The sequence below is a fragment of the Parazoarcus communis genome, assembly GCF_003111665.1.
GTDB classification, from domain to species: domain Bacteria; phylum Pseudomonadota; class Gammaproteobacteria; order Burkholderiales; family Rhodocyclaceae; genus Parazoarcus; species Parazoarcus communis_B.
In genome coordinates this window covers 555,170-580,885 of record NZ_CP022188.1, presented here as the reverse complement: position 1 = coordinate 580,885, position 25,716 = coordinate 555,170, and the positions used below count along the sequence as shown (strand labels likewise).

General features: G+C 64.8%; 21 protein-coding genes. 10 read left to right on the top strand and 11 right to left on the bottom strand.

Features of this window, described 5'->3' with window-relative positions:
- Positions 1–37: 37 nt before the first annotated feature.
- Positions 38–931 (bottom strand): LysR family transcriptional regulator, encoded by an 894-nt coding sequence (locus tag CEW87_RS02690; protein WP_199917106.1) that lies wholly within the window; start codon positions 929–931, stop codon positions 38–40.
- Positions 932–1,017: 86 nt separating this feature from the next.
- Here CEW87_RS02690 and CEW87_RS02685 point away from each other — a divergent pair, with 86 nt between their 5' ends.
- From CEW87_RS02685 to CEW87_RS02645, 9 genes are all read left to right on the top strand, one after another.
- Entirely contained in the window at positions 1,018–1,974 is a 957-nt protein-coding gene (locus CEW87_RS02685) for a DMT family transporter (protein ID WP_108971352.1), read from the top strand.
- 199 nt (positions 1,975–2,173) lie between these two features.
- The gene (locus CEW87_RS02680; RefSeq protein ID WP_199917105.1) at positions 2,174–2,989 is read left to right on the top strand and encodes an alpha/beta fold hydrolase; all 816 of its coding nucleotides are present in this window, start codon (positions 2,174–2,176) and stop codon (positions 2,987–2,989) included.
- 103 nt (positions 2,990–3,092) lie between these two features.
- Positions 3,093–3,926, top strand: a complete 834-nt coding sequence (locus tag CEW87_RS02675; RefSeq protein ID WP_108971350.1) for a DeoR/GlpR family DNA-binding transcription regulator — start codon at positions 3,093–3,095, stop codon at positions 3,924–3,926.
- 14 nt (positions 3,927–3,940) lie between these two features.
- Complete coding sequence (locus CEW87_RS02670) at positions 3,941–4,963, top strand: extracellular solute-binding protein (RefSeq protein WP_108971349.1); 1,023 nt, start codon at positions 3,941–3,943, stop codon at positions 4,961–4,963.
- A 68-nt stretch (positions 4,964–5,031) separates the two neighbouring features.
- Positions 5,032–5,829 (top strand): ABC transporter permease, encoded by a 798-nt coding sequence (locus tag CEW87_RS02665; protein WP_108971348.1) that lies wholly within the window; start codon positions 5,032–5,034, stop codon positions 5,827–5,829.
- A 10-nt stretch (positions 5,830–5,839) separates the two neighbouring features.
- Complete coding sequence (locus CEW87_RS02660; RefSeq protein WP_108971347.1) at positions 5,840–6,661, top strand: ABC transporter permease; 822 nt, start codon at positions 5,840–5,842, stop codon at positions 6,659–6,661.
- Positions 6,658–7,731: an ABC transporter ATP-binding protein gene (locus CEW87_RS02655; protein WP_108971346.1), complete on the top strand. Its 1,074-nt coding sequence runs from the start codon at positions 6,658–6,660 to the stop codon at positions 7,729–7,731. Before CEW87_RS02660 ends, CEW87_RS02655 begins: the two co-directional genes overlap by 4 nt.
- A gap of 12 nt (positions 7,732–7,743) precedes the next feature.
- Positions 7,744–8,562: a phosphodiesterase gene (locus tag CEW87_RS02650; RefSeq protein ID WP_108971345.1), complete on the top strand. Its 819-nt coding sequence runs from the start codon at positions 7,744–7,746 to the stop codon at positions 8,560–8,562.
- A 39-nt stretch (positions 8,563–8,601) separates the two neighbouring features.
- Positions 8,602–9,264 (top strand): HAD family hydrolase, encoded by a 663-nt coding sequence (locus CEW87_RS02645; RefSeq protein ID WP_108971344.1) that lies wholly within the window; start codon positions 8,602–8,604, stop codon positions 9,262–9,264.
- A 57-nt stretch (positions 9,265–9,321) separates the two neighbouring features.
- Here the strand turns inward: CEW87_RS02645 and CEW87_RS02640 are convergent, their stop codons facing one another.
- From CEW87_RS02640 to CEW87_RS02630, 3 genes are all read right to left on the bottom strand, one after another.
- Positions 9,322–9,876, bottom strand: a complete 555-nt coding sequence (locus tag CEW87_RS02640) for a flavodoxin family protein (protein WP_108971343.1) — start codon at positions 9,874–9,876, stop codon at positions 9,322–9,324.
- Between the two features lie 92 nt (positions 9,877–9,968).
- Positions 9,969–10,382 (bottom strand): DoxX family protein, encoded by a 414-nt coding sequence (locus tag CEW87_RS02635; protein WP_108971342.1) that lies wholly within the window; start codon positions 10,380–10,382, stop codon positions 9,969–9,971.
- Positions 10,383–10,449: 67 nt separating this feature from the next.
- Positions 10,450–11,151, bottom strand: coding sequence for a pirin family protein (locus CEW87_RS02630; RefSeq protein WP_108971341.1), 702 nt, complete (start codon positions 11,149–11,151; stop codon positions 10,450–10,452).
- A gap of 106 nt (positions 11,152–11,257) precedes the next feature.
- Between CEW87_RS02630 and CEW87_RS02625 the strand changes: the two genes are divergently transcribed.
- Positions 11,258–12,208, top strand: a complete 951-nt coding sequence (locus tag CEW87_RS02625; RefSeq protein WP_108971340.1) for a LysR family transcriptional regulator — start codon at positions 11,258–11,260, stop codon at positions 12,206–12,208.
- Between the two features lie 39 nt (positions 12,209–12,247).
- On the opposite strand, the gene arsA is transcribed toward CEW87_RS02625, so the two are convergent.
- The 7 genes from arsA to CEW87_RS02590 form a co-directional block, all read right to left on the bottom strand.
- A complete protein-coding gene (gene arsA / locus CEW87_RS02620; protein ID WP_108971339.1) occupies positions 12,248–13,996 on the bottom strand; it encodes an arsenical pump-driving ATPase in 1,749 nt (582 codons plus the stop codon).
- Between the two features lie 16 nt (positions 13,997–14,012).
- Positions 14,013–14,384: an arsenite efflux transporter metallochaperone ArsD gene (gene arsD, locus CEW87_RS02615; protein WP_108971338.1), complete on the bottom strand. Its 372-nt coding sequence runs from the start codon at positions 14,382–14,384 to the stop codon at positions 14,013–14,015.
- A 17-nt stretch (positions 14,385–14,401) separates the two neighbouring features.
- Positions 14,402–15,469: an ACR3 family arsenite efflux transporter gene (gene arsB / locus CEW87_RS02610; protein WP_108949458.1), complete on the bottom strand. Its 1,068-nt coding sequence runs from the start codon at positions 15,467–15,469 to the stop codon at positions 14,402–14,404.
- A gap of 3 nt (positions 15,470–15,472) precedes the next feature.
- Positions 15,473–15,886: an arsenate reductase ArsC gene (locus CEW87_RS02605; RefSeq protein ID WP_108971337.1), complete on the bottom strand. Its 414-nt coding sequence runs from the start codon at positions 15,884–15,886 to the stop codon at positions 15,473–15,475.
- Positions 15,887–15,913: 27 nt separating this feature from the next.
- Positions 15,914–16,426 carry an arsenate reductase ArsC gene (locus CEW87_RS02600; RefSeq protein ID WP_420094150.1) on the bottom strand — a complete coding sequence of 171 codons (513 nt, stop codon included), beginning with the start codon at positions 16,424–16,426 and terminating at the stop codon, positions 15,914–15,916.
- On the bottom strand, positions 16,423–16,794 hold the full coding sequence (locus tag CEW87_RS02595) for an ArsR/SmtB family transcription factor (protein WP_108971335.1): 372 nt from the start codon (positions 16,792–16,794) through the stop codon (positions 16,423–16,425). Before CEW87_RS02595 ends, CEW87_RS02600 begins: the two co-directional genes overlap by 4 nt.
- Before the next feature lie 76 nt (positions 16,795–16,870).
- Complete coding sequence (locus tag CEW87_RS02590) at positions 16,871–25,696, bottom strand: GH36-type glycosyl hydrolase domain-containing protein (RefSeq protein ID WP_234421642.1); 8,826 nt, start codon at positions 25,694–25,696, stop codon at positions 16,871–16,873.
- Positions 25,697–25,716: the final 20 nt, after the last annotated feature.

Genomic DNA, 25,716 nt, shown 5'->3' with positions numbered 1-25,716 from the left:
GGCGCACCGGACTGGTGCGTCAACCGGACATGCGCTGTTATCGCGGTCCCGCCAGAAAGCCGGCGTCCTCCTCGCAGAGGCTGGTGATCAGGTCGGCGATCGCCCTGACCCGCGGCGAGCGGCGGACGTCGGCGTGCAGCACCAACCATATTTCGCGGCTTGGCACAGGCTCGGCTGTCGTCACTTGTGCCAGGCTTGTGTCACTTCCCGCCAGGTAATGCGCCAGACAGGCGACGCCCAGTCCCGCCCTCGCCGCACCAAGCAGTGCAATCTGGTCATTGCTGCGCAGCACGAAACTGCGCTGGCCGGCGTACTGTTCCAGCCAGATCTGGTGCGGCTGGTGGCGCAGACTGTCGTCGAGGCCAATGAAGGTCCAGTCACCTTCGTCGTGCTTGCGGACGTAGTCCACATGCGCGTAAAGACCGAAGCCGATCTTTCCCAGTGAGCGCACGACCAGCCCTGGATCCTGCGGCCGTCCAAGACGGACGGCCAGGTCGGCTTCGCGCCGGGACAGATTCACCTCTCGCAGATCACCCACCAATTCCAGCGTAATGCCGCCCCAGTCCGCGTGCCGGGCGGCAATGCGAGGCACCAGAAACACATTGGCCAGACTGGGCGGAAGCGAAACACGTACCGTCCCGCTCAGGCTGCCGGTACCGATTGCCGCACGTTCGAAAGCAAACGCCTCGTCCTCCATGCGTTCGGCCAGACCGACCAGCCCCTCACCTTCTGCGGTCAGTTGCCAGCCGCGCGGCAGGCGGTCGAAGAGGCGCAATCCGATGGCTTGTTCCAGGCTCTCGACCCGGCGTGCAACGGTGGAATGCTCGACCACAAGCTTTCGCGCCGCGCCAGACAGGCTGCCCTCGCGCGTGAGGGCAAGAAAGTAGCGAACATCTTCCCATTGCAGCTTTGAGTCGGTTGATTTGCGCACAGAGGCTTCCTGAATTTAGCTAATTGGCGAGAGTTTTTTAGCGTCTTACCATCATTTGCACAAGTTCTCTTCAACGGAGTGCGACCATGAATCCGAACACCTCTTCGCAGTCCCCGCTGATGGGCTGCCTTCTGATGCTGGCAGCAGCGCTAAGCTGGGGCGGCATGTTTCCGGTGGCCAAGGCTACCCTGCAATTTGTCGATCCCTATTTCCTGACCCTGATCCGGTACGGCATCACGGCCCTGATCATGCTGGCGATCCTGTGGGTTGTCGAGGGGCGTGCTGCACTGCGGGCCGAGGGGCGGGGCCCGGCCCTTTTCCTGTTCGGCTGCGCCGGCTTCTGCGGCTTCAGCCTCTTCGTGTTTACCGGCTTGCGCGCATCGACACCCGCACACGGCGCCATTCTGGTTGCGCTGATGCCCTTGCTGACGGCCGTGGTCACCGCCGTCATGTCGCGCACCATGCCCGCGTGGCATACAGGAATCAGCATCCTGATTGCCTTCCTGGGCGTTGCCATGGTCGTGACCGATGGCCGTCCGCTTGCACTGCTCGAGTCGAACTCGGCGGGGGCGGATGGACTGATCCTTGCCGGCGTGCTGTCGTGGGTGATCTACACGCTTGGTGCGCGGCGCTTCGCCGGCTGGTCACCGCTGCGCTACAGCGTGCTGACGGTAAGCTTTGGCGTGGGCGGAATCGCGCTGAGTACGGTGGTCGCTGTGTTTGCCGGTGCCGCTCGGCTGCCGGCGGCATCTGAACTGACGGCGAGCCTTCCGAGTTTTGCCTACATCATCGTGCTGGCTTCGATTGTTGCGGTGATTGGCTGGAATGAGGGTGTGCGTCGCCTGGGACCGGTCAATGGCGTGCTCTTCATCAATTTCGTACCCATCACTGCTTTTGTCATACAGGCCGTCCAGGGGCAGCCGGTCAGTGTGTGGGAGGTCGGCGGCGGCGGGATGGTGATTCTTGCGCTGCTGCTGAACAATTTCATGCAGCGTCCGCGACGGCAGGAAGAGCCGGATCCGACATGCTCGCAGCCTGCATGAAGGAGCCGTGCGGCTCGTGCTGCAAGGCTTTCTCTGCAAATCGGGGGGCCGTGGTCTAGATTGTTATCGGAGCCGCCCAATGGCGGACGGCTCACGACTTTTTTCAGGGTGTCTGCCCATGCTGACTGTCGCGAACGACGTTGATTCTCCGACCGTGAAGGCGGGCGCGGACGCTGCTTTCCCGCCTTCGGCATCTGCTGTGAACACATTCTTCGTCGAGGTCGATGGAGGGCGCATCGCCTGCGATGACACTGGCGGGGACGGCCCGCTGATCATTGCGATTCCGGGCATGGGCGATGTACGTGCCGAGTATCGCTACCTGAGCCCGTTACTGGTCGCGGCAGGCTATCGCGTCGTGACCATGGACATCCGCGGTCACGGGGACAGCTCGGTGCGCTGGGATGACTACTCGGCGCGGGCGGTTGGCAGCGATGCCCTGGCGGTGGCCCGGCACCTCGGACGCACGGAGGTGTTCCTGTTCGGCAACTCCTTTGCCGCCGGCTCCGCGCTGTGGGCCGCCCGCGAAGCGCCGGATAAGGTTCTCGGCGTGGTCTTGCTGGGCCCGATCGTGCGTGATGGCCCACCTTCAGTGGTGACCCGTCTGGCATTGGCGCTCGGGTTTGGGGGGCCGTGGCGGGTCTGGTTCTGGCTCACCTACTGGAACAGCCTGTTTACGCTCGCAAAGCCGCCAGACCATGAGCGCTATCGTCGGGCGCTGGACAAGGCCTTGCGCGGGCCCGGGCGCATGGAGGCGCTGCGCATCATGGTCGGGCTGTCCAAGGCGGAGACGGCGTCGATTGTCGGCAGCGTCAAGGTGCCGGCGCTCGTGGTCATGGGGAGTCGCGATCCGGATTTTCGCGATGCCCGCGACGAGGCCGCCTGGCTTGCGGGGCAGCTCGGCTGCGCCAGCCTGATCATCGAGGGGGCAGGTCACTATCCGCATGTCGAGGCCCCCGGGCAGTTCGCTGCCGCCCTTGTCGACTTTCTCGGGCGATTGCGCCCGGCGACATCCTGAGGCTGGTGCGCTAGCGTTTACGCAAAGGGGGTGAAGCCCGGGAGTCATCTTTTGTTCATATGAACGTCAATGAAGCGCAACAGGGGGGCGCGATCATGTTCATATGAACAACGGGCAGATCATTCGCGCAGCAACTGGCCAGAGCGCCGACACGCTATCGGCGGAAGACCGCGTGAGGGCGATCCTCGCGCGGGTCGGCGAGCATGGCTATCAGTCGATCGACGTGCTCGCCGCGCTGTACGGCGTGACCACCCAGACCATCCGGCGCGATGTGAACACCCTGTGCGATCGTGGCCTGTGCCGGCGTCGTCATGGTGGCATCGATGTCCTGCCGGAAGAGGAAAACGTGGCCTATCCGGCGCGGCAGATTCTCGATCGCGAGGCCAAGCGCCGGATTGCCCGCTGCGTTGCCGAAGCGATTCCGGAGGGTGCGACCCTGTTCTTCGGGATCGGCACCACGCCCGAAGAGTGCGCGCATGCCCTCATCGATCGCGCCGGTTTGCGCGTCATGACCAACAACCTGCATGTGGCGCTGGCCCTGCGCGGCAACCCTTCGTGCGAGCTGACCATCGCCGGCGGCCGGCTGCGCAAGCTCGATTGCGATGTCATCGCCGGAGAGGCCCACGGCTTCTTCTCACGCTTCTCGGTTGATATCGGCATCTATGGCGTCGGCGGCGTGGCCGATGACGGCAGCCTCCTCGATTTCAACCACGACGAAGTGCGCATGCGCACCGAATTGTCCGCCCACTGCCGGCGACGTTTCCTCGTACTCGATCACTCCAAGTTCGGCCGCGGCGCCATCGTGCGCGGCGGACATATCACCGAAGCCAACTGTGTGTTCACCGATCAGCCGGTGCCGCCCCCTGTCGCCGCCATGCTCGACGACGCCGGCGTCGTGCTGATTGTTGCACCTCCATCCGTATCACCCACCCCCTGAAGGAAGATCCGACCATGAACTTTCCGAAAATGCGACGTTTCGTCGCCGGCGTCGCGCTGGCCGTGACTGCCGTCGGCACCATTGCCTCTGCGCATGCCGAAGGCCACGCGATCTGCTACAACTGCCCGCCCGAATGGGCCGACTGGGGCTCGCAGCTCAAGGCCATCAACGCGCGTCTTGGCATCCAGGTGCCGCCGGACAACAAGAACTCGGGGCAATCGATCGCAGCGCTCATCGCCGAGAAGGCCAATCCGGTGGCAGACGTCGTCTATCTCGGCGGCATCGCTGCCGACCCGGCGCGCGACGCCGGTGTGCTGACACCCTACCAGCCCAAGGGCTGGGAGAAGATTCCTGACGGGCTGAAAGATCCGAACGGCCACTGGTTTGCCATCCACTCCGGCACACTGGGCCTGTTCGTCAATACCGCAGCACTTGGCGGCAAGCCGGTGCCGCAGCGCTGGTCCGATCTGCTCAAGCCGGAATACAAGGGCATGGTCGGCTATCTCGACCCGACCTCGGCCGCCGTCGGCCAGCTTGGCGTGATGGCGATCAACCTCGCGCTCGGCGGCAGCTACGACAACATCGACCCGGCGATTGCCTTCCTCAATCAGCTGTCGAAGAACCAGCCGATTGTGCCCAAGCAGACCTCCTACGCCCGCGTCATCTCCGGCGAGATCCCCATCCTGATCGACTACGACTTCAACGCCTATCGCGGTCAGTATGGCGACAAGGCGCCGACCCGCTTCGTCATTCCGCAGGAAGGCACCGTGGTGCTGCCCTATGTGATGGGTCTGGTGAAGGGCGGGCCGCAAGCGGACAACGGCCGCAAGATCCTCGACTTCGTGCTGTCGGATGAAAGCCAGACCATGTGGGGCAATGCCTATCTGCGCCCGGTGTTTGCCGAGCATCTGTCGGCCGAAGCCAAGGCCCGCTTCCTGCCCGACGCCGACTACGCGCGCGCAAAACCGGTCGACCTGAAAAAGCTCGCCGCCGCGCAGCCGATGATCGTCGAACGCTACCGCAACGAAGTGAAGTAACTCGCGCAATTCCGGGATGCACGGGCCGGCCGGACCGACCCGTGCATTTCCGGACGCGACCCCCGGACATGATCTTTCTACTCCTGCCTGCGGCCGCCTTCTTCGGGGCCTTCTTCATTCTGCCAATGTGCCGGCTGTTTCTCGTCGGCGGCAGCGGTGCGCGCGGCTGGTCGGCCTACACCGCCATCCTCACCGATCCGATCTACTTCAACTCGCTGCTGGCCACGCTTGGCGTCGCCGCCGCCACCACCGTGGCCACCCTGCTGATCAGCGCCATCGCCGGCGTGTTTCTGCAGCGCCACCGCTTTCCCGGCAATGCGCTGCTGGTGTCGATGCTCACTTTGCCGCTGGCCTTTCCCGGTGTCGTGATCGGCTTCATGGTGATCATGCTCGCGGGGCGTCAGGGCCTGATCGGCACCATTACCCAGGCTCTGGGTGGCGACAAATGGGTGTTTGCCTATTCGCTTGCTGGCCTGTTCATGGGCTATGTCTATTTCTCCGTGCCACGCACCATCCTTACCGTGATGAGTGCGACCGAGAAGCTCGATCCCCGGCTCGAGGAGGCGGCGCGTTCGCTTGGCGCGTCCACCTGGCGGGTGGTGCTCGACGTGATTCTGCCCGGCCTCAAGCCAGCCTTCATTTCCGCCGGCGCGATCTGTTTCGCGACCGCGGTCGGCGCCTTCGGCACCGCATTCACGCTGGCGGCGCGCATCAACGTGCTGCCGATGGTCATCTATACCGAGTTCACCCTGTCGGCCAACATCGCCATGGCGGCGGCCCTGAGTTTCGTGCTCGGCGCGGTGACCTGGCTGGTGCTCGCACTGGCGCGGACGGCTGCGGGTTCCACCGTCGCAGCCGCAGGATGAGGGGGCAACAATGAAAAGCCACAAGATGCTCTTCGGCCTGCAACTGGCGTTTACGCTGGCAGTGTGCGCCTTCCTGATCGTACCGGTCGTGCTGTCGATTCTGGCCGGGCTCACGTCCAACTACTTTGTCGGCCTCGAAAGCGGGCTGACCCTGCGCTGGGTGTTCGAGGTGTGGGACGGCTACCGCGACACGATCTTCCGCTCGATCGGCATCGCGCTCGCCTGCCTGCTCGTCACCCTGGTGCTTGGCGTGCCCACTGCCTATGTGCTGACGCGCTCGGGCTCGCGCCTGAGCCGGCTGGTGGAGGAGCTGCTGATGCTACCGATCGCGGTGCCCGGCCTTGCCACCGCACTTGCACTGATTTCGGCTTACGGCGGGATGGGCGGCTTTCGCACCTCATGGACCTTCATCCTGGTCGGACACGTGCTGTTCACCTTGCCGTTCATGGTGCGCTCGGTGCTGGCGGTGCTGGCCTCGATCGACCTCAAAACGCTGGAGGAGGGCGCGGCTTCGCTCGGCGCGAGCTTTCGCCAGCGCTTCTTCGACATCGTGCTGCCGAATTGCCGCAACGGCATTCTTGCCGGTTCGCTGATGGTGGTGACGCTTTCCATCGGCGAGTTCAACCTAACCTGGCTGCTGCACACCCCATTGACCAAGACCCTGCCGGTTGGCCTGGCGGACGCCTATGCGTCGCTGCGGCTCGAGATCGGCAGCGCCTACACCCTGATCTTCCTGCTGATGATCGTGCCGTTGCTGCTGGCCATGCAGGCCTTTGCCCGTCCGCGGCCCAAGCGCTTCATCAGCGACGATCCTGTTCCGGAGTCGAAATGACACTCGCCACATCTCCCAAGCCGCTGTCGATCAGCCTGCAGTCCTGCGCCAAGACCTTTGCCGACGGCACCCGGGTGCTGGAGCCGCTCGATCTCGACATCCGTGCCGGCGAAACCCTCGTGCTGCTCGGGCCCTCCGGGTGCGGCAAGACCACCACGCTGCGCCTCATCGCCGGGCTGGAACAGCCGGATACAGGTGGCAGGGTGTTGTTTGACGGCGTGGATGTCACGGCGCAAAGCATCGAATCGCGCAACGTCGGCATGGTGTTCCAGTCGTACGCGCTCTTCCCCAACATGACGGTGGCCGAGAACGTCGGCTACGGATTGCGCATCCGCAAACGGCCCCTGGCCGAGCAGCGCACGCGGGTCGCCGAAATGCTGGCAATGATGCGCATCGAGGCGCTGGCCGACCGCAGTATCGACCAGCTCTCCGGCGGGCAGCGGCAGCGGGTGGCGCTGGCGCGCGCGCTGGCGGTGCAGCCCCGTGCGCTGTTGCTCGACGAGCCGCTGACCGCGCTCGACGCCCAGCTGCGCGACGCCCTGCGGGTCGAGATCAACCAGCTGCTGCGCGAACTCGGTATCACCGCGATCTACGTGACACACGACCAGGCCGAGGCGATGGCGCTCGGCGACCGCATCATCGTCATGTCGCATGGCCGCGTGGCCCAGACCGGCACTCCGCGCGAGATCTATCACCAGCCGGCGTCGCCCTTCGTCGCCGGCTTCATCGGCACGATGAACCGGCTCAGCGGCGAAATAGGGCCGAACGGTTTCATCTGCGCCGCAGGCATCGTCCCCTGGCAGGGTGGGCACAGTGCGGCCAGCGAGATTCTTTTCCGACCCGAGGACGTGCGCATCGCAGTCGCGGGAGAGCACGCCGACCTCGTCGGCACGGTTGCCGCCGCCTTCTTTCTGGGCGACCGCACCCGGCTGTTCGTCGACGTTGGCGACCGGCAGCCGCTGGTCGTCGAAAGCATGGCGCGTTGCACGCTGCAGCTTGGAGAGGCGGTCCGCATGCGGGTGGACCCTCAGGGCGTGCTCGATCTTTCATCCGACCGCGCGAGCCACTGAAGGAGTGCGACCATGCTGATTGCGCAGATCACCGATACCCACATCAAGCTGCCTGGCAAGCTCGCCTACCAGCGCGTCGATACCGCGGCCATGTTGCAGCGCTGCGTGGCCGAGGTGCTGAAGCTCGACCCGCAGCCGGACCTGATCGTGATGAGTGGCGATCTCGTCGATCTCGGGCGGGCCGAGGAGTACGCCTGGCTCAAGACCCTGCTCGCCCCTCTGAAACAGCCGATCGTGGTCGTGCCCGGCAACCACGACGAGCGCGAGGCCCTGCGTGCGGCCTTTGCCGACGATGGCTATCTGCCGTCCTCCGGCTTTCTGCAGTTCGCGATCGAGGATCGCTTCCCCCTGCGCATCGTCGGCCTCGACACCCTGGTGCCGAACGCCGGGCGGGGCGAACTGTGCCGCGAGCGCCTCGAATGGCTGGATGCGACGCTGAGTCAGGCTGCCGACAAACCGACGCTGGTGGTCATGCACCATCCGCCGTTCCTGACCGGTATCGGCCACATGGACGACATCGGGCTCACCGGGCGCGAGGCCTTTGCCGAAATCGTCTCGCGTCATCCGCAGATCGAGCTTATTCTGTGCGGCCATTTGCACCGCAACATCCAGACCACCGTGGGCGGGCGTCGGGTGTTGACCAGCCCGAGTCCGGCACATCAGGTGGCGCTCGATATCCGCCCCGACGCGCCGAGCTGTTTCCGCATGGAGCCGCCGGGCTACATGCTGCACTGGTGGGCCGACGGCCGCATCGTCAGCCATGGCGCAGTGGTCGGCGACTATGACGGTCCTTATCCATTTTTCGATGCGGACGGACAGCTCATCGACTGAGCCGGTCTGCCCCAAACCTTTAATACACGATCAAACCCAATGTCTCTTGCGCTCTTCGATCTCGATCACACCCTGCTCGACGGTGACAGCAATACCCTGTGGCTCGAATACCTGGTCGACAACGGCCATGTGCCCGCCACCGTACTGGCAGCCCAGGCCGACTACATGGCGCGCTACGCGGCAGAACAGCTCGACATCACCGACTACTACGGCTTTCACCTGGGCCTGCTGGGGGAGCGGCCGCTGAGCGACTGGCTGCCCGTGCGCAAGGCCTTCGTTGCATCCTGCATTGCGCCGCGCATCAGTGTGGAGGCGCTGGTTGCGCTGGCCGAACATCGCGCTCAGGGCGACACGCTGGCGATCATCACCGCGACCCACAGCTTTCTGTCCGATGCGATCGGTGAGCTGCTCGATGTGCCTGTCATCGCGTCGCGGGCCGAGGTGCGCAAGGGCGCGCTTACCGGGCGTATCGAGGGGCCGATCTGCTTTCGCGAGCAGAAGCAGCCGTGTCTGATTGCATGGCTGCGGGCTCGGGGCATGGATGAGGGCGCACTCAAGGCGTGCCGGTTCTACAGCGACTCGGCAAACGATCTGCCCCTGCTCGAAGCGGTCAGCCACCCGGTCGTGGTCAATGCCGACGAGCGCCTCGCTGCCGTCGCCAAGGCGCGCAAGTGGCCGGCATTGAGCTGGCGCTGCGCCTGATCATGCGCGGTGTCGGGCGCGGGGGCGGTGAGCCCTGGTGCGCCCGACTGCTCAGGCTCAGGCCTTGAAGCGGGCTGTGACGTCGGTGACGCGCTTGCCGAACTGGCGCGCGGTTTCCAGGTCACCCGGCAGCATTTCGTCCGGGCTGCTGTCGGACGGCGACTGCGCCATCGCGCCGCTGAACGAGCCGACGTAGTTCAGGTCGTTGCGCTGAGCGGCCTTGGTGTTGCTCGGCATCATGCCCGTGCCCACCCAGATCCCGCTGTGCTGCATCGCCAGCGTAAACAGGTAGTGCAGCGTGGACAGCTTGTCGCCGTTCATCGTGGCGCTGTTGGTGAAGCCGGCGAAGACCTTGTCCTTCCACTGCTGGCCGAACCAGGCCTTGGAGGAGGCATCTGCAAACTTCTTGAACTGCCAGCTCACGGTGCCCATGTAGGTCGGGCTGCCCATGATGATGGCGTCTGCAGCGGCAAGCAGCTCCCAGCCGCCCTCGGGCAGGTTGCCTTCGCCATCGATCGGGATGAGCCGGGCGTCAGCGCCTGCGGCAACGGCTTCCGCCATGCGTTGGGTGTGACCGTAACCGGAGTGATAAACCACGACGACTTTGCTCATTTCTTGCTCCTTGCTTCAGTTTGAGGGGGTACTGCATTCCTTGGCCACCGCATGCAGGGCGCAGGCGGTGGCCGGCGTACATCGGAAAGGGATCAGGCCGCGGCGCGACGGGCGTCAATACTCCAGGCGCCGGCACCGAGGGCGGCCAGGGTGAAGAGACCGCCTGCGACGGCGACGTTCTTGAAGAACAGCAGCTGCTGAACGAACTGCTGCTCGGCCGCAACGCCCCAGTAGTTGTGGAAGAAGAACGATGCGACCAGCGTGAACACGCCCAGTACGAGCGCTGCCAGACGGGTGCCAAAGCCGGCGATGAGGGCCAGGCCGCCGACGATCTCTACGACGAGCGCAAGTGCCGCAGCAACTTCGGGCAGCGGGAGTCCGACGGACGAGATGTAGCCGACGGTGCCGGAGAAGCCGGTCAGCTTGCCGATCCCCGCCGGAAGAAAGAGAGCGGCGAGCAGCAGGCGGCCAACGAGGCTGAGGGGGTTCTGAAGGGTGTTGAACATGGCGATTCCTTTAGTGGGTTCTGTCTTGGGTTGGGGGCAGGTGCTTGGGGTCAGGGGTGTGTTGTGTTCATGCAGCAAGGTCAAAAACCAGGACTTCCGCATCCTTGCCGTGGCTCAGTGCGATGTGCGTCTCGTTTGCGAGCAGAGCCGCGTCGCCGCTCGAGAGCGTCTGGCCATTGACGTCGAGCGTGCCGCGCACCAGATGCACATAGCCTTTGCGTCCCGCTGCCAGCGTCAGCGCTGCGCTTTCGTCACCGTCGAACAGCCCGGCGTAGAGCGCGGCGTCGGCGTGGATCGTGACCGAGTCCTGTGCGCCATCGGGTGAGGCGATCAGCCGCAGGGCGCCGCGTTTCTGCGCTTCCGGGATCGTCTTCTGTTCGTAGCCCGGCGCAATGCCGGTGACGTTTGGCTCGATCCAGATCTGCAGGAAGTGCGTGGTCTGGTCCTGGGCGTGGTTGAACTCGCTGTGGGTCACGCCGGTACCGGCGCTCATGCGCTGCACATCGCCGGGCGGAATGCCCTTGATGTGGCCCATGCTGTCCTGGTGGGCCAGTTCGCCCGACAGCACGTAGCTGATGATCTCCATGTCGCGGTGGCCGTGCTTGCCGAAGCCGGTGCCCGCTGCCACGCGGTCTTCGTTGATCACGCGCAGATTGCCCCAGCCCATGTGTGCCGGGTCGTAGTAGCCGGCGAACGAGAACGAGTGCTGGCTCTTGAGCCAGCCGTGATCTGCGTGGCCGCGGTCCTGTGATTTGCGTAAGCTCATCATGTCTGGATCTCCTTGTTGATGGGATCCATTGTGGTGGCGGGGGGCGGGCTGATCAGTCTGCGGATTTGATGGCATCATTCAAATTATTTGAATGAAGGAGTGCCGCATGCTGACGCCCCGAGAGGCACTGACCCCCGACGCTCTGGCCATGCTGCAGGTCATTGCCCGCACCGGCAGCTTTGCCGCCGCGGCACGCGCAATGAACGTGGTGCCAAGCGCCCTGACTTACCGCGTGCGTCAGATCGAGGATGCGCTCGACGTGCTGCTGTTCGACCGCAGCTCGCGTCAGGCCCGGCTCACCGAGGCGGGTGCGGAGCTGCTGCGGGAAGGCGGGCGCCTGCTGGCCGATATCGACGCCGTGGCCAACCGCGTCAAGCGCGTCGCCACGGGCTGGGAGGCGCAGTTGACGATTGCGGTCGACGGCCTCATCAACCGCTTGACGGTGATGGAGTTGTGCGAAGCCTTCTTCGCCATGAACCCTCCCACTCGCCTGAAGCTGCGCGACGAGGTGCTGTCAGGCACGCTCGAGGCGCTCACCTCGGGGCAGGCGGATCTCGCCCTTGCCGGCATGGGGGTCGAGGGGGCGAGCACCGCGGGCCTGCAGCGGGAAAACATCGGCGAGATCGGATTCGTGTTCGCCGTGGCACCCCATCATCCGCTCGCGCGTGAGCCCGAGCCCTTGAGCGACGAAGTGATCCGCCAGCATCGTGCTGTTGCCATTGCGGACTCGAATCCGCGCGGCACAGGCATCACCACCGGACTGCTGCCAGGGCAGGACGTGTTTACCGTGGGCAGTGTGGAGGCCAAGGTGGATGCGCATGTGCGGGGGATTGGTGCGGGTTTTCTGATGAGCTGTTTCGCGCAGCCCTACATCGATTCCGGTCGGCTCGTGGCGAAGGCGGTGGCCCGCACCGAGCGCAAGGTGCAGGTCAGCTATGTCTGGCTCACGCGCGACCGCAGCGAACCGGGCCGGGCGCTGCAATGGTGGCTTGAGCAACTGAAGCGCCCGGTGACGCGCAGGGCCTTGCTCGGCGACAGGCCCGGCATCGGCCTGTGAACAGCGCTCACCGGGCCGGCCGGCTCCGCGTGGGTGCGGTCAGCGCGTGATCTGCGCCAGGCCCGCTGTGCCCACGGGGGCGGTCGCAAGCCACGGAATCAGCGCGCTGCGCGTGGCCAGTTCGTCGGCCACCCGGCGAATGAAGGGTATCTCGACCTCTCCGCGCTGGCTCAACAGCGGATCGTGCGTGCCGCTGGCGAGCAATGACTGGTTGATCACCCATGCAAAGGGCTCGATGCCGGCACGGGCCAGGTCGGCCTGCAGGCGCTCGGCTTCATGCACCGGCGTCGCCTCGGGCAGGGTGACGATCAAAACGTGGGTGAAGGCCTTGTCGCGCAGGCGCGGCAGCAGTTCGCGTACCGATTCGGGCATGTCGCCCTGGGTGCGCATCACTTCGCGATGGTAGGCCTCGGCCGCATCGAGCAGCAGGATGGTGTGGCCTGTGGGCGCGGTATCGAGCACCACAAAGCCGTCCTTGCCTTCGTCGATGGTGCGCGCAAAGGCGCGGAACACGGCGATCTCCTCGGTGCAGGGCGAACGCAGATCTTCTTCCAGCATTGCGCGGCCGGCGGCATCCAGGCTGTTGCGGGTCTTGGCCAGCACCTCCTCGGTGTAGTGCGCTACCTCGCGGTCCGGGTCGATGCGGGCGACGCTCAGCCCGGGCTCGCTGGCATCGAGCGCGGCCGCCACATGGGCTGCCGGGTCAGTGGTCGAGAGTACGACCTTGTTTCCGCGTTGAGCCAGTGCCAGCGCGATGGCGGCGGCAACCGTGGTCTTGCCCACGCCGCCCTTGCCCATGGTCATCACGACACCGTGCCCGGCTCGCGCGATTTCATCGACCAGCCCTGCCATTCCCGGAGGCAGTGCGGTGGAGGGCGTGTGCGCAGCGTCGGCAATCGCAGCCGTTTCCGGATGGGCCATAAGCCGCAGCGAGGCCAGTCCGACCGTGCCCCGGGGCAGGAAGGGGATGGTTACGCCGGGCAGTGCAGCGAGTCGCGCCGGCATCCGGGCAAGGGCGTCGGCGGCGCGGCGCGACATCGCCTGTGCGATCGCGTCGTCGGATGTAGCGGTGGCGAACACGCCGTTGATCGCGCACATCTGGTTGTTGATGCCCAGTTCGGTGAGTTCGCCAAAGGTCCGGTTCGCTTCCCGCAGCGACGCCTCGTCGGGACGGCTCACCAGGATGACGGTGGTTTCTGCCGCGTTGGCGAGTCGCGCGACAGTGGCGGCATAGAGGGACTTCTGCTTCTCCAGCCCGGCCAGGGGGCCGAGGCAGGATGCACCGCCGGTGGTGGAGTCGATGAACTCGTTCCACGCCGATGGCAGGGTGAGCAGGCGCAGCGTATGCCCTGTGGGGGCAGTATCGAAGATGACGTGGTCGAAGCCTGCCGTCGATGCCGGGTCGCCAAGCAGCTTGGAGAACTCATCGAAGGCTGCGATCTCGACGGTGCACGCGCCGGAAAACTGTTCTTCCATGCTGCGGATGGCCGCGTCTGGAAGAATGCCGCGATAGGGGGCGACCATGCGTTCGCGGTAATCGTGCGCCGCCGCTTCCGGGTCGATGTTGAGTGCGAACAGGCCGGGGGCGTCCGGCACGGCGGTGGGCGTCTGGCTCAGCGCAAGGCCGAGCACTTCGTCGAGGTTGGACGCAGGGTCGGTGCTGACGATCAGTACCCGCTTGCCGGCGTCCGCCAGGGCGAGGCCGGTGGCGCAGGACAGCGAGGTTTTGCCGACACCGCCCTTGCCGGTAAAGAACAGGTAGCGCGTGTAGGTGTCGGGCAATGCCATGGTCTGCTCCCTTGCCTCAGCAGCAACCGGAGTCGGGCGAGCAGCACGGGCTGCCGGCCTTGATGCGGGGTTTCTCGTCGCGGGTCAGCGTAATGCCGAGCTTTTGCGCCAGCTGCAGCCGTGACGGGTACATGCCGGTCGACACGATGTGGCCGTCCACCGCGAGGATGGGCAGGCGCTCCATGCCCGCTTCCATCTCCTTGACCACCGCCGGGTTGGCCACGAAAGCCTGGGGCTCCTGACCGAGGTTGTGGCGCGCGACGCTGATACCGTGTTCCTCGACCCACTTCAGGTCGGCCGCGAACTGGGCCAGCACCGGGTCGACATCGACACCGCACACGCCGGTGGAGCAGCACATCGCAGGATCAAAGACTTCGAGTTTTTTCATGACGATCTTCCTGGAGACTAACGGGCTTCGTACCAGCCCTTCGACGAATTCACGACCTTCACCACCAGCAGCATCACCGGCACTTCGATCAGCACGCCCACCACCGTAGCCAGCGCCGCGCCCGAGTTGAAACCGAAGATGGCGATGGCAGCGGCTACCGCGAGCTCGAAGAAGTTCGACGCACCGATCAGCGCAGACGGGCAGGCCACGTTGTGCTTCTCACCGACGGCACGGTTCAGCCAGTAGGCCAGCGCCGAATTGAAGAACACCTGGATCAGGATGGGCACGGCCAGCAGCGCGATGATCAGCGGCTGCCGGAGGATCGCCTCGCCCTGGAAGGCGAACAGCAGGATCAGCGTCAGCAGCAGTGCAGCAATCGACCACGGGCCGATCTTCTCCATCGCGGCGTCAAAAGCGGCCTGGCCCTTGGCAAGCAGCATCTTGCGCCACACCTGGGCGATGATGACCGGGATCACGATGTACAGCACCACCGAGGTCACCAGTGTGGCCCACGGCACGGTGATTGCCGAGATGCCAAGCAGCAGGCCGACCAGCGGCGCGAAGGCGAACACCATGATGGCGTCGTTCAGCGCTACCTGCGACAGCGTGAACAAAGGGTCGCCATTGGTCAGCTTGCTCCACACGAACACCATCGCGGTGCACGGCGCCGCGGCGAGCAGGATGAGGCCGGCAATATAGCTGTCGATCTGATCGGCCGGCAGCATCGGCGCAAACAGGTGGCGAATGAAGAGCCAGCCGAGAAATGCCATGGAGAACGGCTTCACCAGCCAGTTCACGAACAGGGTCACGCCGATGCCGCGCACGTGCTGCCTGACTTCATTCAGCGCGCCGAAATCGACCTTGACCAGCATCGGGATCACCATCACCCAGATCAGCAGGCCGACGGGCAGATTCACCTGTGCGTATTCCATGCGGCCAATGGTCTGGAACACGCCCGGTGCGAACTCCCCGAGCGTAATCCCGGTCACGATGCACAGGAACACCCACACCGTCAGGTAGCGCTCGAAAACACTCATCGGCGCGCCGGCGGCAAGCTTGGCAGTTGCTTCACATTGTGCAGACATCGTTCACCGCTCCAGTGCAGTCCGGACAGCGGGAATCAGCTGCGTCCGGATTTCGTCGCGTACCTTGATGAAACTCTCCAGCGGTTCGCCATGCGGGTCGTGAAAGGGCATGTGCATGCGCGGCACCACACGCGGGAAGATCGGGCAGCTTTCCTTGGCGTTGTCGCACACGGTCACCACCAGGTCGATCGGCTCGTCGATCACGGCGTCGATGGTCTTGGGGTGAAGGCCCGCGGTCGGCAGGCCGGCGGCCTTCAAGGCCTCGATCGCGCCATCGGCAACCTTCGGCTGCGGCAGCGTGCCCGCCGACAGGGCGCGAACCCGGTCGCCAAGCTCATGGTTGAGGATCGCTTCGGCCATCTGCGAGCGGCAGGAGTTTCCGGTGCATAACACCAGCACGGTCTTGAGAGTACTCATTTCGGTATTGTTTTCAGTCGTTGGTGTTCATTCGCCCTGCTTGCGCAAGTCGCCGATGGTGTCGAGCTTGTTCTGTAACGACAGGCGGTCGAGCTTGGCAAAGGGCAGGTTGGTGAAGAGCGCGATACGACGATTCAGCATGTGCAGCGCCCTGGATACGGCTTGACGCCTGGCAGTATCGTCACCCGTCACCGCTGCCGGGTCTTCGATGCCCCAGTGCGCCGTCATCGGCTGGCCGGGCCAGACCGGGCACACTTCACCCGCGGCGTTGTCGCACACGGTGAACACGAAATCCAGTTTGGGTGAGTCGGGTGTGGCGAACTCGGACCAGGCCTTGCTGCGCAGGCCCTCGGTGGCAAATCCCTGCTGCTTGAGCAGTTCGAGGACGAGGGGATTGACTGTGCCGCTGGGGTGGCTGCCGGCACTGAAGGCGTTGAAGCGTCCCTTCCCGGAGTGGTTCAGAATGGCTTCGGCCAGAATGCTGCGGGCCGAGTTGCCTGTGCACAGAAACAGGACGTTGAGCGGGCGTTCCACAATCAGGGCTCCTTGCAGGTGTGTGTGTCGGTCTTCAGGTTTCGACCCTGTGCCGCCGTGCTGCATGCGCTTGCCTTGGGCAGGCAGGCCTCGCCCTGGCAGCAGTTGCTGGTCAGAAAGACGATCAGTTCGTCCATGGTTGGAAACTCGGCCGTGTAGCGGATGAAGCGGCTCTCCTTCTGCCCGCGAATCAGCCCGACCCGGCTCAGATGCGCAAGGTGGAAGGACAGCGTGGCCGGCGCCATGCCGAGCTGCTCCCCGATTGAACTCGCATGAACGCCTTCAGGTCCGGCTTCCACCAGCAGTCTGAAGATGCTCAGGCGGGATTCATGACCCAGGGCGGCGAGGAGTTCGGCTGCGTTTAACGTTTCCATAGTTCGAATATTATCGAAATATGGACGAACGAGGATGAAGTTTTTGTTGCAGAAACCAGCCCGGCGGGGGCTGGGCCTACCCGCCGGGATCGCCGCTGCCGACCCGGACGTGGAGATCGTGCTTCAGATGGTCGTCCAGCAGCGGGATGCTCCGCCCGGGCACCTCGGCGCCATCCAGTTCCATGCGAGTTACCCCGGCTTCGCCGCCGCCGGATTGGGAGACGACGATGTTGTAGGACGTGCTTCCATGGCGGAACCGCATCGTGAGGCCGGGCCAGTCGGCAGGCAGGGAAGGGTTGATGTGCAGGACATCGCCCTCGCGCTTCAGACCCAGTAGCGACTCCACGGTCAGTCGGTACATCCAGCCGGCGGCGCCGGTATGCCAACTCCAGCCGCCCCGACCGGCGTGGGGCGCGCGGGCGTAGACGTCGGCCGTGACGACAAACGGTTCGACTTTGTAGACCTCAACGGCTTCTGCGGACAGCGCGTGGTTCACCGGGTTGATCAGCCTGAACAGCTCCCATGCGCGCAGCGCGTCACCCTGTTCGGCAAAGGCCATCGCGACCCACACCGCAGCATGGGTGTATTGGCCGCCGTTTTCGCGGACGCCAGGCACGTAGCCGCGGATGTAGCCCGGGTCGAGGTCCATCCGGTCGAAGGGAGGGTCGAGGAGCTGGATGAGACCATCGCCACGACGCACCAGGTGTTGGTCTACTGCGCTCATTGCAGTGCGGGCGCGAGCAGGATTACCCGCGCCCGAGAGTACGGCCCAGCTTTGAGCGATGGAGTCGATCCTGCATTCCGTGTTGGCGGCCGAGCCCAGCTGCGAACCGTCGTCGAAGTAGGCCCGCAGATACCATTCGCCGTCCCAGCCATGCGCCTCGAGATTGCGCCGCAGGTCTTCCCGTTGCGCGGTGCACAGGGAGGCAAAGGCCGTATCGCCCCGGTTGGTCGCCAAAGCGGCGAACTGCCGGAGCACTTCACACAGGAAGAAGCCCAGCCAGATGCTCTCGCCCTTGCCGGCGAGCCCCACCCGGTTCATGCCGTCGTTCCAGTCCCCGGAACCCATCAGGGGCAGACCGTGTACGCCCAGTCGGAGTCCGTGACGGATGGCCTGCACGCAGTGGTCGTAGAGGGTGGCGCTGACGCTGGAGTGCCCGGGCAGATCGTAGTAGGACTCGTCCTCCGAATTGATCAGACGGCCTTCAAGGTATCGTACCGATTCGTCCAGTACCGCGTTATCACCCGTGACCGTCACATAGCGGCTCACCGCCAGGGGCAGCCACAGGAAATCGTCGGAACATCGGGTACGTACGCCGCGGCCTGAGGGTGGGTGCCACCAGTGTTGCACGTCTCCTTCCACAAACTGGCGGCTCGCGCACAGGAGCAGGTGCGCGCGCACCTGGTCGGGGGCCGCATGCACAAGGGCCATCACATCCTGCAACTGATCGCGGAAACCGAAGGCGCCTCCCGACTGGTAGTAACCGCTGCGCGCCCACAGGCGGCCGCCCAGCACCTGGTAGATCAGCCAGCCATTGACGAGTACGTCGAGGCCTGGGTCTGGCGTAGCGATCTGCACGACACCGAGCACATCGCGCCAGTACGCTTTGATATCGTCCAGCGCCGTGTTCGACGCGGCGGTGCCGCTGAAGCGCTGCACGAGCGCGGCGGCCTCGGCAAGATCAGTCCCTGCCCCGAGGCGGAACACGATCTCGCGCTCCTCGCCCGGCGCAAGTTCGACAGCCACCTGGATGGCGCCGCAGGGGTCCAGCCCTGCGCCCACCCGACCGGACAGCCCGGCACGCTTCAGCGCCGTCGGGGCCTGCAGGCTTCCGTTGCGCCCCAGAAACTCTGCCCGGTCGCCTGTGACTGTGCGGTTCGGTGCGTCGGTGTGGAGGAAGGCGACGCGCCCGCCGAATTCGGTGCCATAGGGGTTGCGCGCATACAGCGCACCGCTGGGCGAGGCGAGCTCGGTGCTCACATGCATGGCCGACTTCTCGCGCAGATCCCCGAGTACCCACTCGATATAGGCGGTAGCAGAAAGGCGCCGCGGCCGGGGCGAGTCGTTCCTGAGCTTCAAGGCCATGAACTTCACCGCGGCATCCTTCGCCACGAATACAGTAAGGCATGAATGAATGCCCATCGACCGGGTCTCGAAAACGCTGTAGCCAAAGCCGTGGCGGATCACATACGGGCTGGCGGCACGCACCGGCAGTGGCGTGGGAGACCAGATCAGGCCACTTTCCTCGTCCCGCAGGTAGAGGGCTTCGCCGCTGGGATCGCTCACCGGATCGTTGTGCCAGGGCGTGAGGCGGAATTCGTGCGCGTTCTCGCTCCAGGTGTAGGCCGAGCCGCTCTCTGACACGATGGTCCCGAACTGGGCATTTGCGAGGACGTTGACCCAGGGGGCGGGGGTGACCTGTCCGGGCGCCAGGGTGATGACATATTCGCGGCCGTCGGGGGTGAAGCCGCCCGACCCGTTGAACAGGATCCGCTCACCGCAATCGACGGCAGCGTCCGGGCTGTCAGCGTAGGCCCGGCTAACGGCTTTGAGGGCGGGCATGGGTGCCGCTTTGGCGGGGGGGCGATGGTCTAGCTGTTCCTCCAGACTCCCATTGCCATCGGTGATCACGGCCCGGGCTACGGCATGGAACAGGAGCCGGTCCTCGGCCGAAATCAGCTCGGCCGGACGCACGAAGATTCCGCCCGGCTGGTCGATCACGCTGGCGCCCATGTCCGAGGCGATCAGCCCGATGATCTCTTCCTGCAGGCGTTGCCGGTAGCCGGCATGGTCCTCGTTCCAGATCACCAGGTCCACGGCGAGCCCGCGCAGGCGCCAGTAGGCGTGCGCCTGCACGAGGTGACGGACGAGGTCGATATGGGCGGCGTTGCCGATCTGCAGCAACACGATGGGCAGGTCGCCCGATATGGCGTAGCCCCACAGCCCGGACTGTCCGCGGCGGTTCCTGATCAGCAGCGCGGGGTCTGACCGCAATCTGGCGTTTGCGTGAATCACCGGACCGGCCAGGCGCGCGTAGAGCATGGCGTCGGATTCGCTGGCGTTGATCTGCTGCAGCACCACCTGGCTGTGCGTCCACGCCAGATCGAAGACGCGGTCTGCCATGTGCCGGTCCTGGAACTTGTCTACCAGGCAGACGGCCATTTCCCGCGTCGGCGCCATGCCGGAGACGATGTCGAGGGTCACTGTCTGCTCGGGTTCGATGGAGACAATCTGGCGAATCGCTGCGATTGGGTCGAGCACCGATCCACAGGTGCCGGAAAGCGCGCCGGCTTCATGCATCGCCGCAGGGTCGGCGGTCGTGCGGGTGCGTCCGATGAAGCGAAGGCGGTCGGTTTCGAACGATGCCGCTTCGGCTTGGGGGCCACGGACGATCATCAGGTGCATCATCCACGGCGTCGGCTCGTTCGCCGAGCGGGGCCGGCGCATGCACAGGATCGCCTGCTGCTGCGCAAGAATCTCGGTCTGGACAAAGAGCTTGGAAAAGGCCGGGTGCAGTGCGTCCGCAGCGGGCGGTGCAATCACGACTTCGGCATAGCTGGTGAGTTCGATGTCCCGGCGTTGCCGTGAGCAGTTTGTGATGCGGACCCGGCGCAGCTCGATGTCATCCTCCGGCGACACGACGATTTCGGTGTAGGTCTCGAGCTCGCCTTCATCCGTGCCTGCGAGCCTGTCCCAGCGCCGAAACTCGGCTCGCCCCTCGGAGAAGATCGCTTCATAGCGGTCTGTGCGTTTGAGCGCAGGCTGGTGGGTCGTTGACCAGAACGCATTGCCGCCTCCCGGCGTCAGGTCGCGGACGTAACAGAAGGCGCCGTGATTGTCCTCGATGCCGTCCTCGCGCCAGCGTGTCACGGCGAGATCTTTCCAGCGGCTGTAGCCCCCGCCGCTGTTGGTCAGCATCACGTGGTAGGAACCATTGGACAGCAGTTGCACTTCGGGTGCGGGCGTGTCCGCAGTCGTGAAGTGCCTGATCGGGACCGCTGCGGGGACTGAACCCGTTCGCAGGTCGGAGAACTCGGTTGCGTTGGAGAACAGGATGGCGGTTTTCGGAATCCGCTCCTGGAGCAAGAGCATGACCGCCTGAAACTGAAGATTGGATTCGAAACGCCGTTGCATCGGGCGGTCGAGTATTTCATAGGCCAGGGCGAGCAGACTCATGCCCTGATGGTGCGCCATGAAGGCATGCACCGTTGCCCACTCCTGATCCCGGCGTTGCCGCGAAGGCGTGTAGTCGATGGCCTCGAACATGCCAAATTGGCCAAGGAAGCCTTCGGCCGCCAGGCGCTGGAGGTTTCGGCAGGCCGCCTCGGGGGCGACCATCAGCGCCAGGACCGATGCGTAGGGGGCCACGACCAGATCGTCGGCCAATCCGCGCTTGAGTCCCAGGCCGGGTACGCCAAAAGCGCGGTACTGATAGGTCAGCTGGGTATCCACCGTGTTGTACGCCGACTCCGAAATGCCCCAGGGCACCCCCCGCTGCTGCCCGTAATCGATCTGTCGTGCGACCGCTGCCTTGCAGGTCTGGTCGAGCAGGGTGTTGTCATAGGTGGGCATTACCAGCAGCGGCATCAGGTACTCGAACATCGACCCGCTCCACGACAGCAGCACCGGCTTGCCGCCTGCACTGGTGAGCAGCCGGCCGAGTGCGAACCAGCTCGCCTGGGGCAACTGGCCCTGGGCAATCGCCACGAAACTGGCAAGCCGCACCTCGGAGGCCAGCAGGTCGTAGCAGCTCCCGTCCACGCGCCGTTCCTGCACGTTGTAGCCGATCGTCAGCAGATGGCGTGACTTGTCGAACAGGAAGTCGTACTCCATGAGCGCAAAATCGCCGGATTGCCGGGCAAGTGCCTGCAGGCGCGCGATGCGGTCGCGCGCACGGCTGCTCGCCTTGATGACTGCGTCCTGCAGATCGACAAGCCAGCTGCGTTCGGCGTTGGTCGCGCTGGCGTCGGCCTCCTCGTCGATCTGCGGACACAGCAGCGTGTCCATTTTCGCCAGCGCCTGCAGCGTCGGAATGCCGGGCATCCTGGCCTCGATGTCCATCAGCCCCGGCGGTGCAAGAGGCAGCTGCAGCCACGGCGCCAGATGGGTCAGCTCGGCGAGCGCGTCGTCCACCTGCTGCGCCAGGGCCTGGGCCCAACGGTTGGCCTCGATTGCGTGCGGTGTGTTTCCGGTCTCGGCAGGCGCTTCGATGCGCTGGGCGATGATGACTGCGTTGCTGTCCGCCAGCACTTCGAGGGCCGTCCGGATTGCTCCGAGCGTCTGCCCGGGTGCGTCTGCAATCCCGTTCAGCGTCTGTCTGAATGCGATAAGGGGGCCGTGGTCTGCTGACTGGCTGGTCTCGAACAGGAGTTCCAGGGTGTCATTCAAGCCGTCGAACAGCTGGGGTGGCAGGATGGGGTCATCCGCGAGGGCAAGGAGGCCGCCCTGCAAGGTGAGGAGGTGGCCCGCGAGATTGCCGCTATCGACCGTAGAGATGTAGCGCGGTGGCAGCGGCTGCAAGGTTTCGGTGTCGTACCAGTTGTAGAAGTGGCCGCGGTAGCGCTCAAGGCCCGCCATGGTCTCAAGCGTACGGGAGGTGCGTTCGGCGAGCTTTCCGGCGGGGTGGTAGCCGAAGTCATAGGCCGTCAGATTCGCCAGCAAGGCCAGGCCGATGTTGGTCGGCGACGTGCGGTGGGCGACGACGGGTTTGCGGTACTGCTGAAAGTTGTCGGGGGGAAGCCAGTGGTCGGCAGGGCCGACAAATGTGTCAAAGAAGGCCCAGGTCCGGCGCGCCAGTGTCCGCAGGAACAGGGTCTGTTCGGTCGTCAGGGCGGCCTCCCGGCGTGACACTGGGCGACTGATCCACCAGGCGATGGCGGGAGATGCGAACCAGAGCAGCAACAGGGGGGCGACGAACAGCAGGGAATCCGGTTTGTCGATGGCCAGCCAGATTGCGATCGTGCCCGCGATCACAGGGCCGGCGGCCATGCTCCGGAATGCAGCGCCAAGGCCGCTGCGCTGGTGCGTGGAGGCTTCGCGGTCGACTTCGCTGGAGGGCTGCCACTGCAGCAGTCGGCGATGGCTGACGCTCATCCGCCAGAGGGTACGCAGGATCGCATCGAGGCTGAACCAGGCCTCGTAAGGGAGGCAGGTCAGTTCGAAGCTCACCTGCTTGAGGTGGCGCGCCGTATTCTGGCCAACGGTGACAAGGTGCTGAACCAGCCTCGAGCCCTCGGGCTTGCGAAGCAGGCCATGCAAGGCCGTGACCATGCCAGGAAGAAGCAGGATGGCAATGATTGAAAGCGTCCACAGGCCGATGGCAGGCAGGACTGCACAGCCGGTCACGAAGAGCAGCAATACGGCGGTGGGGACGAGGCTGCGGCGCAGGTTGTCGGTCAGCTTCCACTGAGACAGCAATGACAGCGGATTTCGCCGTCTGTGGGTAAGGTTTCCGCCTGTCCCTGACGGGCATGCACAGGGCACCGAGCTCTTCAGCCACGCAGCCAGCTGCCAGTCGCCACGAATCCAGCGATGGCGGCGACTTACATCCACGCTGTAGCGTGCCGGGAAGTCTTCGTACAAGAGCACGTCGCTGATCAGGCCCGAGCGCGCATGGCAGCCTTCCAGAAGGTCGTGGCTGAGAATGCGGTTCTCCGGGAGGAGCCCGTCCATTGCCCGCTCAAAGGCATCTACGTCATAGATTCCCTTGCCGTTGAACGAGCCCTCTCCGAACACGTCCTGGTAAACGTCCGAGATCGCCCGAGTGTACGGGTCGATTCCCGGCTCGCCGGCATACAGGTGCGCATAGCGCGAGCGGCTTGCGCCCGGCAGGCTGATACCCAGGCCAGGCTGAAGAATGCCGTAGCCTTCGACGACCCGGCGCGTCTCGATATCGTAGCGGGGGCGGTTGAGGGGGTGATCCATGGCGGCCACGAGCAGTTGCGCAGCATCCCGCGGGAGCTGGGTGTCCGTGTCCAGTGTGATGACGTACTTGATCCGGGAGAGCACCGGAACGTCGCCGACGATCTCGGAGAAGCGCGCTTCGCTCCGTCCCCGCAGCAGGGCGTTCAGGTCCGCCAGCTTGCCGCGCTTGCGCTCCCACCCCATCCAGATTCTTTCCTGGGGATTCCACCGCCTCGGGCGGTGAAGCAGAAGAAAGATGCCGCTTCCTTCCCTTGGGTATTTCTGGTTCAGTGTGTCGATACCTTCCCGGGCCAATGCCACCAGGCCCGCATCCCCGGACAGTGACTCCTGATCCGCATCGAGAAAGTCCGTCAGCAGGGCGAAGTGCAGGCTGTCATCCGGATTGGCGAGAAAACGTACTTCAAGTGCCTCCAGCAGGGCATCAACATTGGCCGCGCTGGTCAGCAGCGTCGGCACCACCACGAGCGTGCGTGAAGTGGCTGGAATGCCAAGGCTATAGTCCAGGCGGGGTAGTGGGCGTGGTGTGACCAGCAGGGTTGTCAGCCAGTTGACCAGGGCAATCGCAACCTGGCTTGCTGCCAGCAGTGCGATGACGGCAGCGGGCAGTTGGGCCCAGACCGCCAGCGCAGGGACAAGCTGAGCAAGCAGGATGGCGCTGATGAGCACGGTGAGCAGTCCCGCCGCGCCCAGATACAGCAACAGCGGTTTTGCGCTGGCGTACCTGCGTATTGCCGCGGTTCCGCGAAGGTGAACGCCTGTTGCCCGCTCCAGCGCCGGACGGCCTCTGCCGACGAGGTAGTAGCCCACATGGGCGCTGCGACTCGCGAATTCGGTGCCTGCATCGTCGCTCGCGCCGGCGCGTGCCAGCCCGACCGCTTTACGAGCGACCTCTACCTCGGTCATGTCGCTCGTTCTGGCAATTTCCTCTGTGGCATGCCGATAGCGATCGCGGGTGGCGAAATCCATCTGTTCGTATGCGCCACCCGGATCGCCGAGCAGTGTTTGTTCGACCAGACTCATGCTCTCTACGAAGTCGCGCCAGTCCATGGCGCCAAGTACCCGCAGACTGCCGATGCTGTTGCTGATCGAGACCTGGTCTGCGGCCTGTCGCTGGTTCTCCGCCTGCACGAGCTGGGCGATGGTCAGGCCCGATTGGGCGAGTCGCTGCTCGATCCAGGTCAGGGGGAGCGCCAGCGCCTGGCCGTGTCCCTGAAGCCGACGCACGAATTCCGCCACAAAGGCGCTGACCATGGGAGGCTCGGAGCGCACCATGTCGGCGATGGCGAGGATGAGGCTGTTGGGGTCGGATTCGACTGTCTGCGTCAGCTTGTCTGCCCAGACATCTGCCTGCTTCCGTTCCGCGCAGGCGGCGGCGATCTGGACGCCGACACGGCGCAGGTTTTCGATGACGGCGAGGCGCAGCATGATCGGAATGGCCCACAACTCACCGAGCTTGAGGACAGTGATCGTCTGGTAGGACGCCACGAAGCGGCTGAGACCTTCGGCATCGACACGGCCATCGCCATGAGCAATGGTTTTCAGTGCGATATCGTAGACCCGCGGCCGTCCTGTCGATGGTCCCTTGCCGAGTCGGGGGAGCTCGAGGCTGTAGTCCTTCGGCAAGAGACGCTTGGCCGTGCCGATCTGCTCTTCGATGAGATAGAAGTTGTCGAGCAGCCATTCCGCGCCGGGCGTAACGCGGTTGCCCTCGGCCACTGCAGCCGTGAGCTGAGTGCAGACCTCGACCAGCGTGCGTTCGTTGTCGGCCAGGCGGCTCAGCAACTGGTCCGATGGGCGGCCCGGCGTCAGCACATGCCCACTGGCCAGGGCCTTGCCGTACAACGCCAACTGATCGGCACTGAACAGCTCCGATCGCAGCGGGAGTTCATCGTCACGTGCCTGACTCTGGCTGCGCCCGCTGCCAAAGCGTGTCTTCATGTACTGCAGATATCTGGCAATGCGGGATTCAGTACTCAATTTGATTCGATCCCCGATAA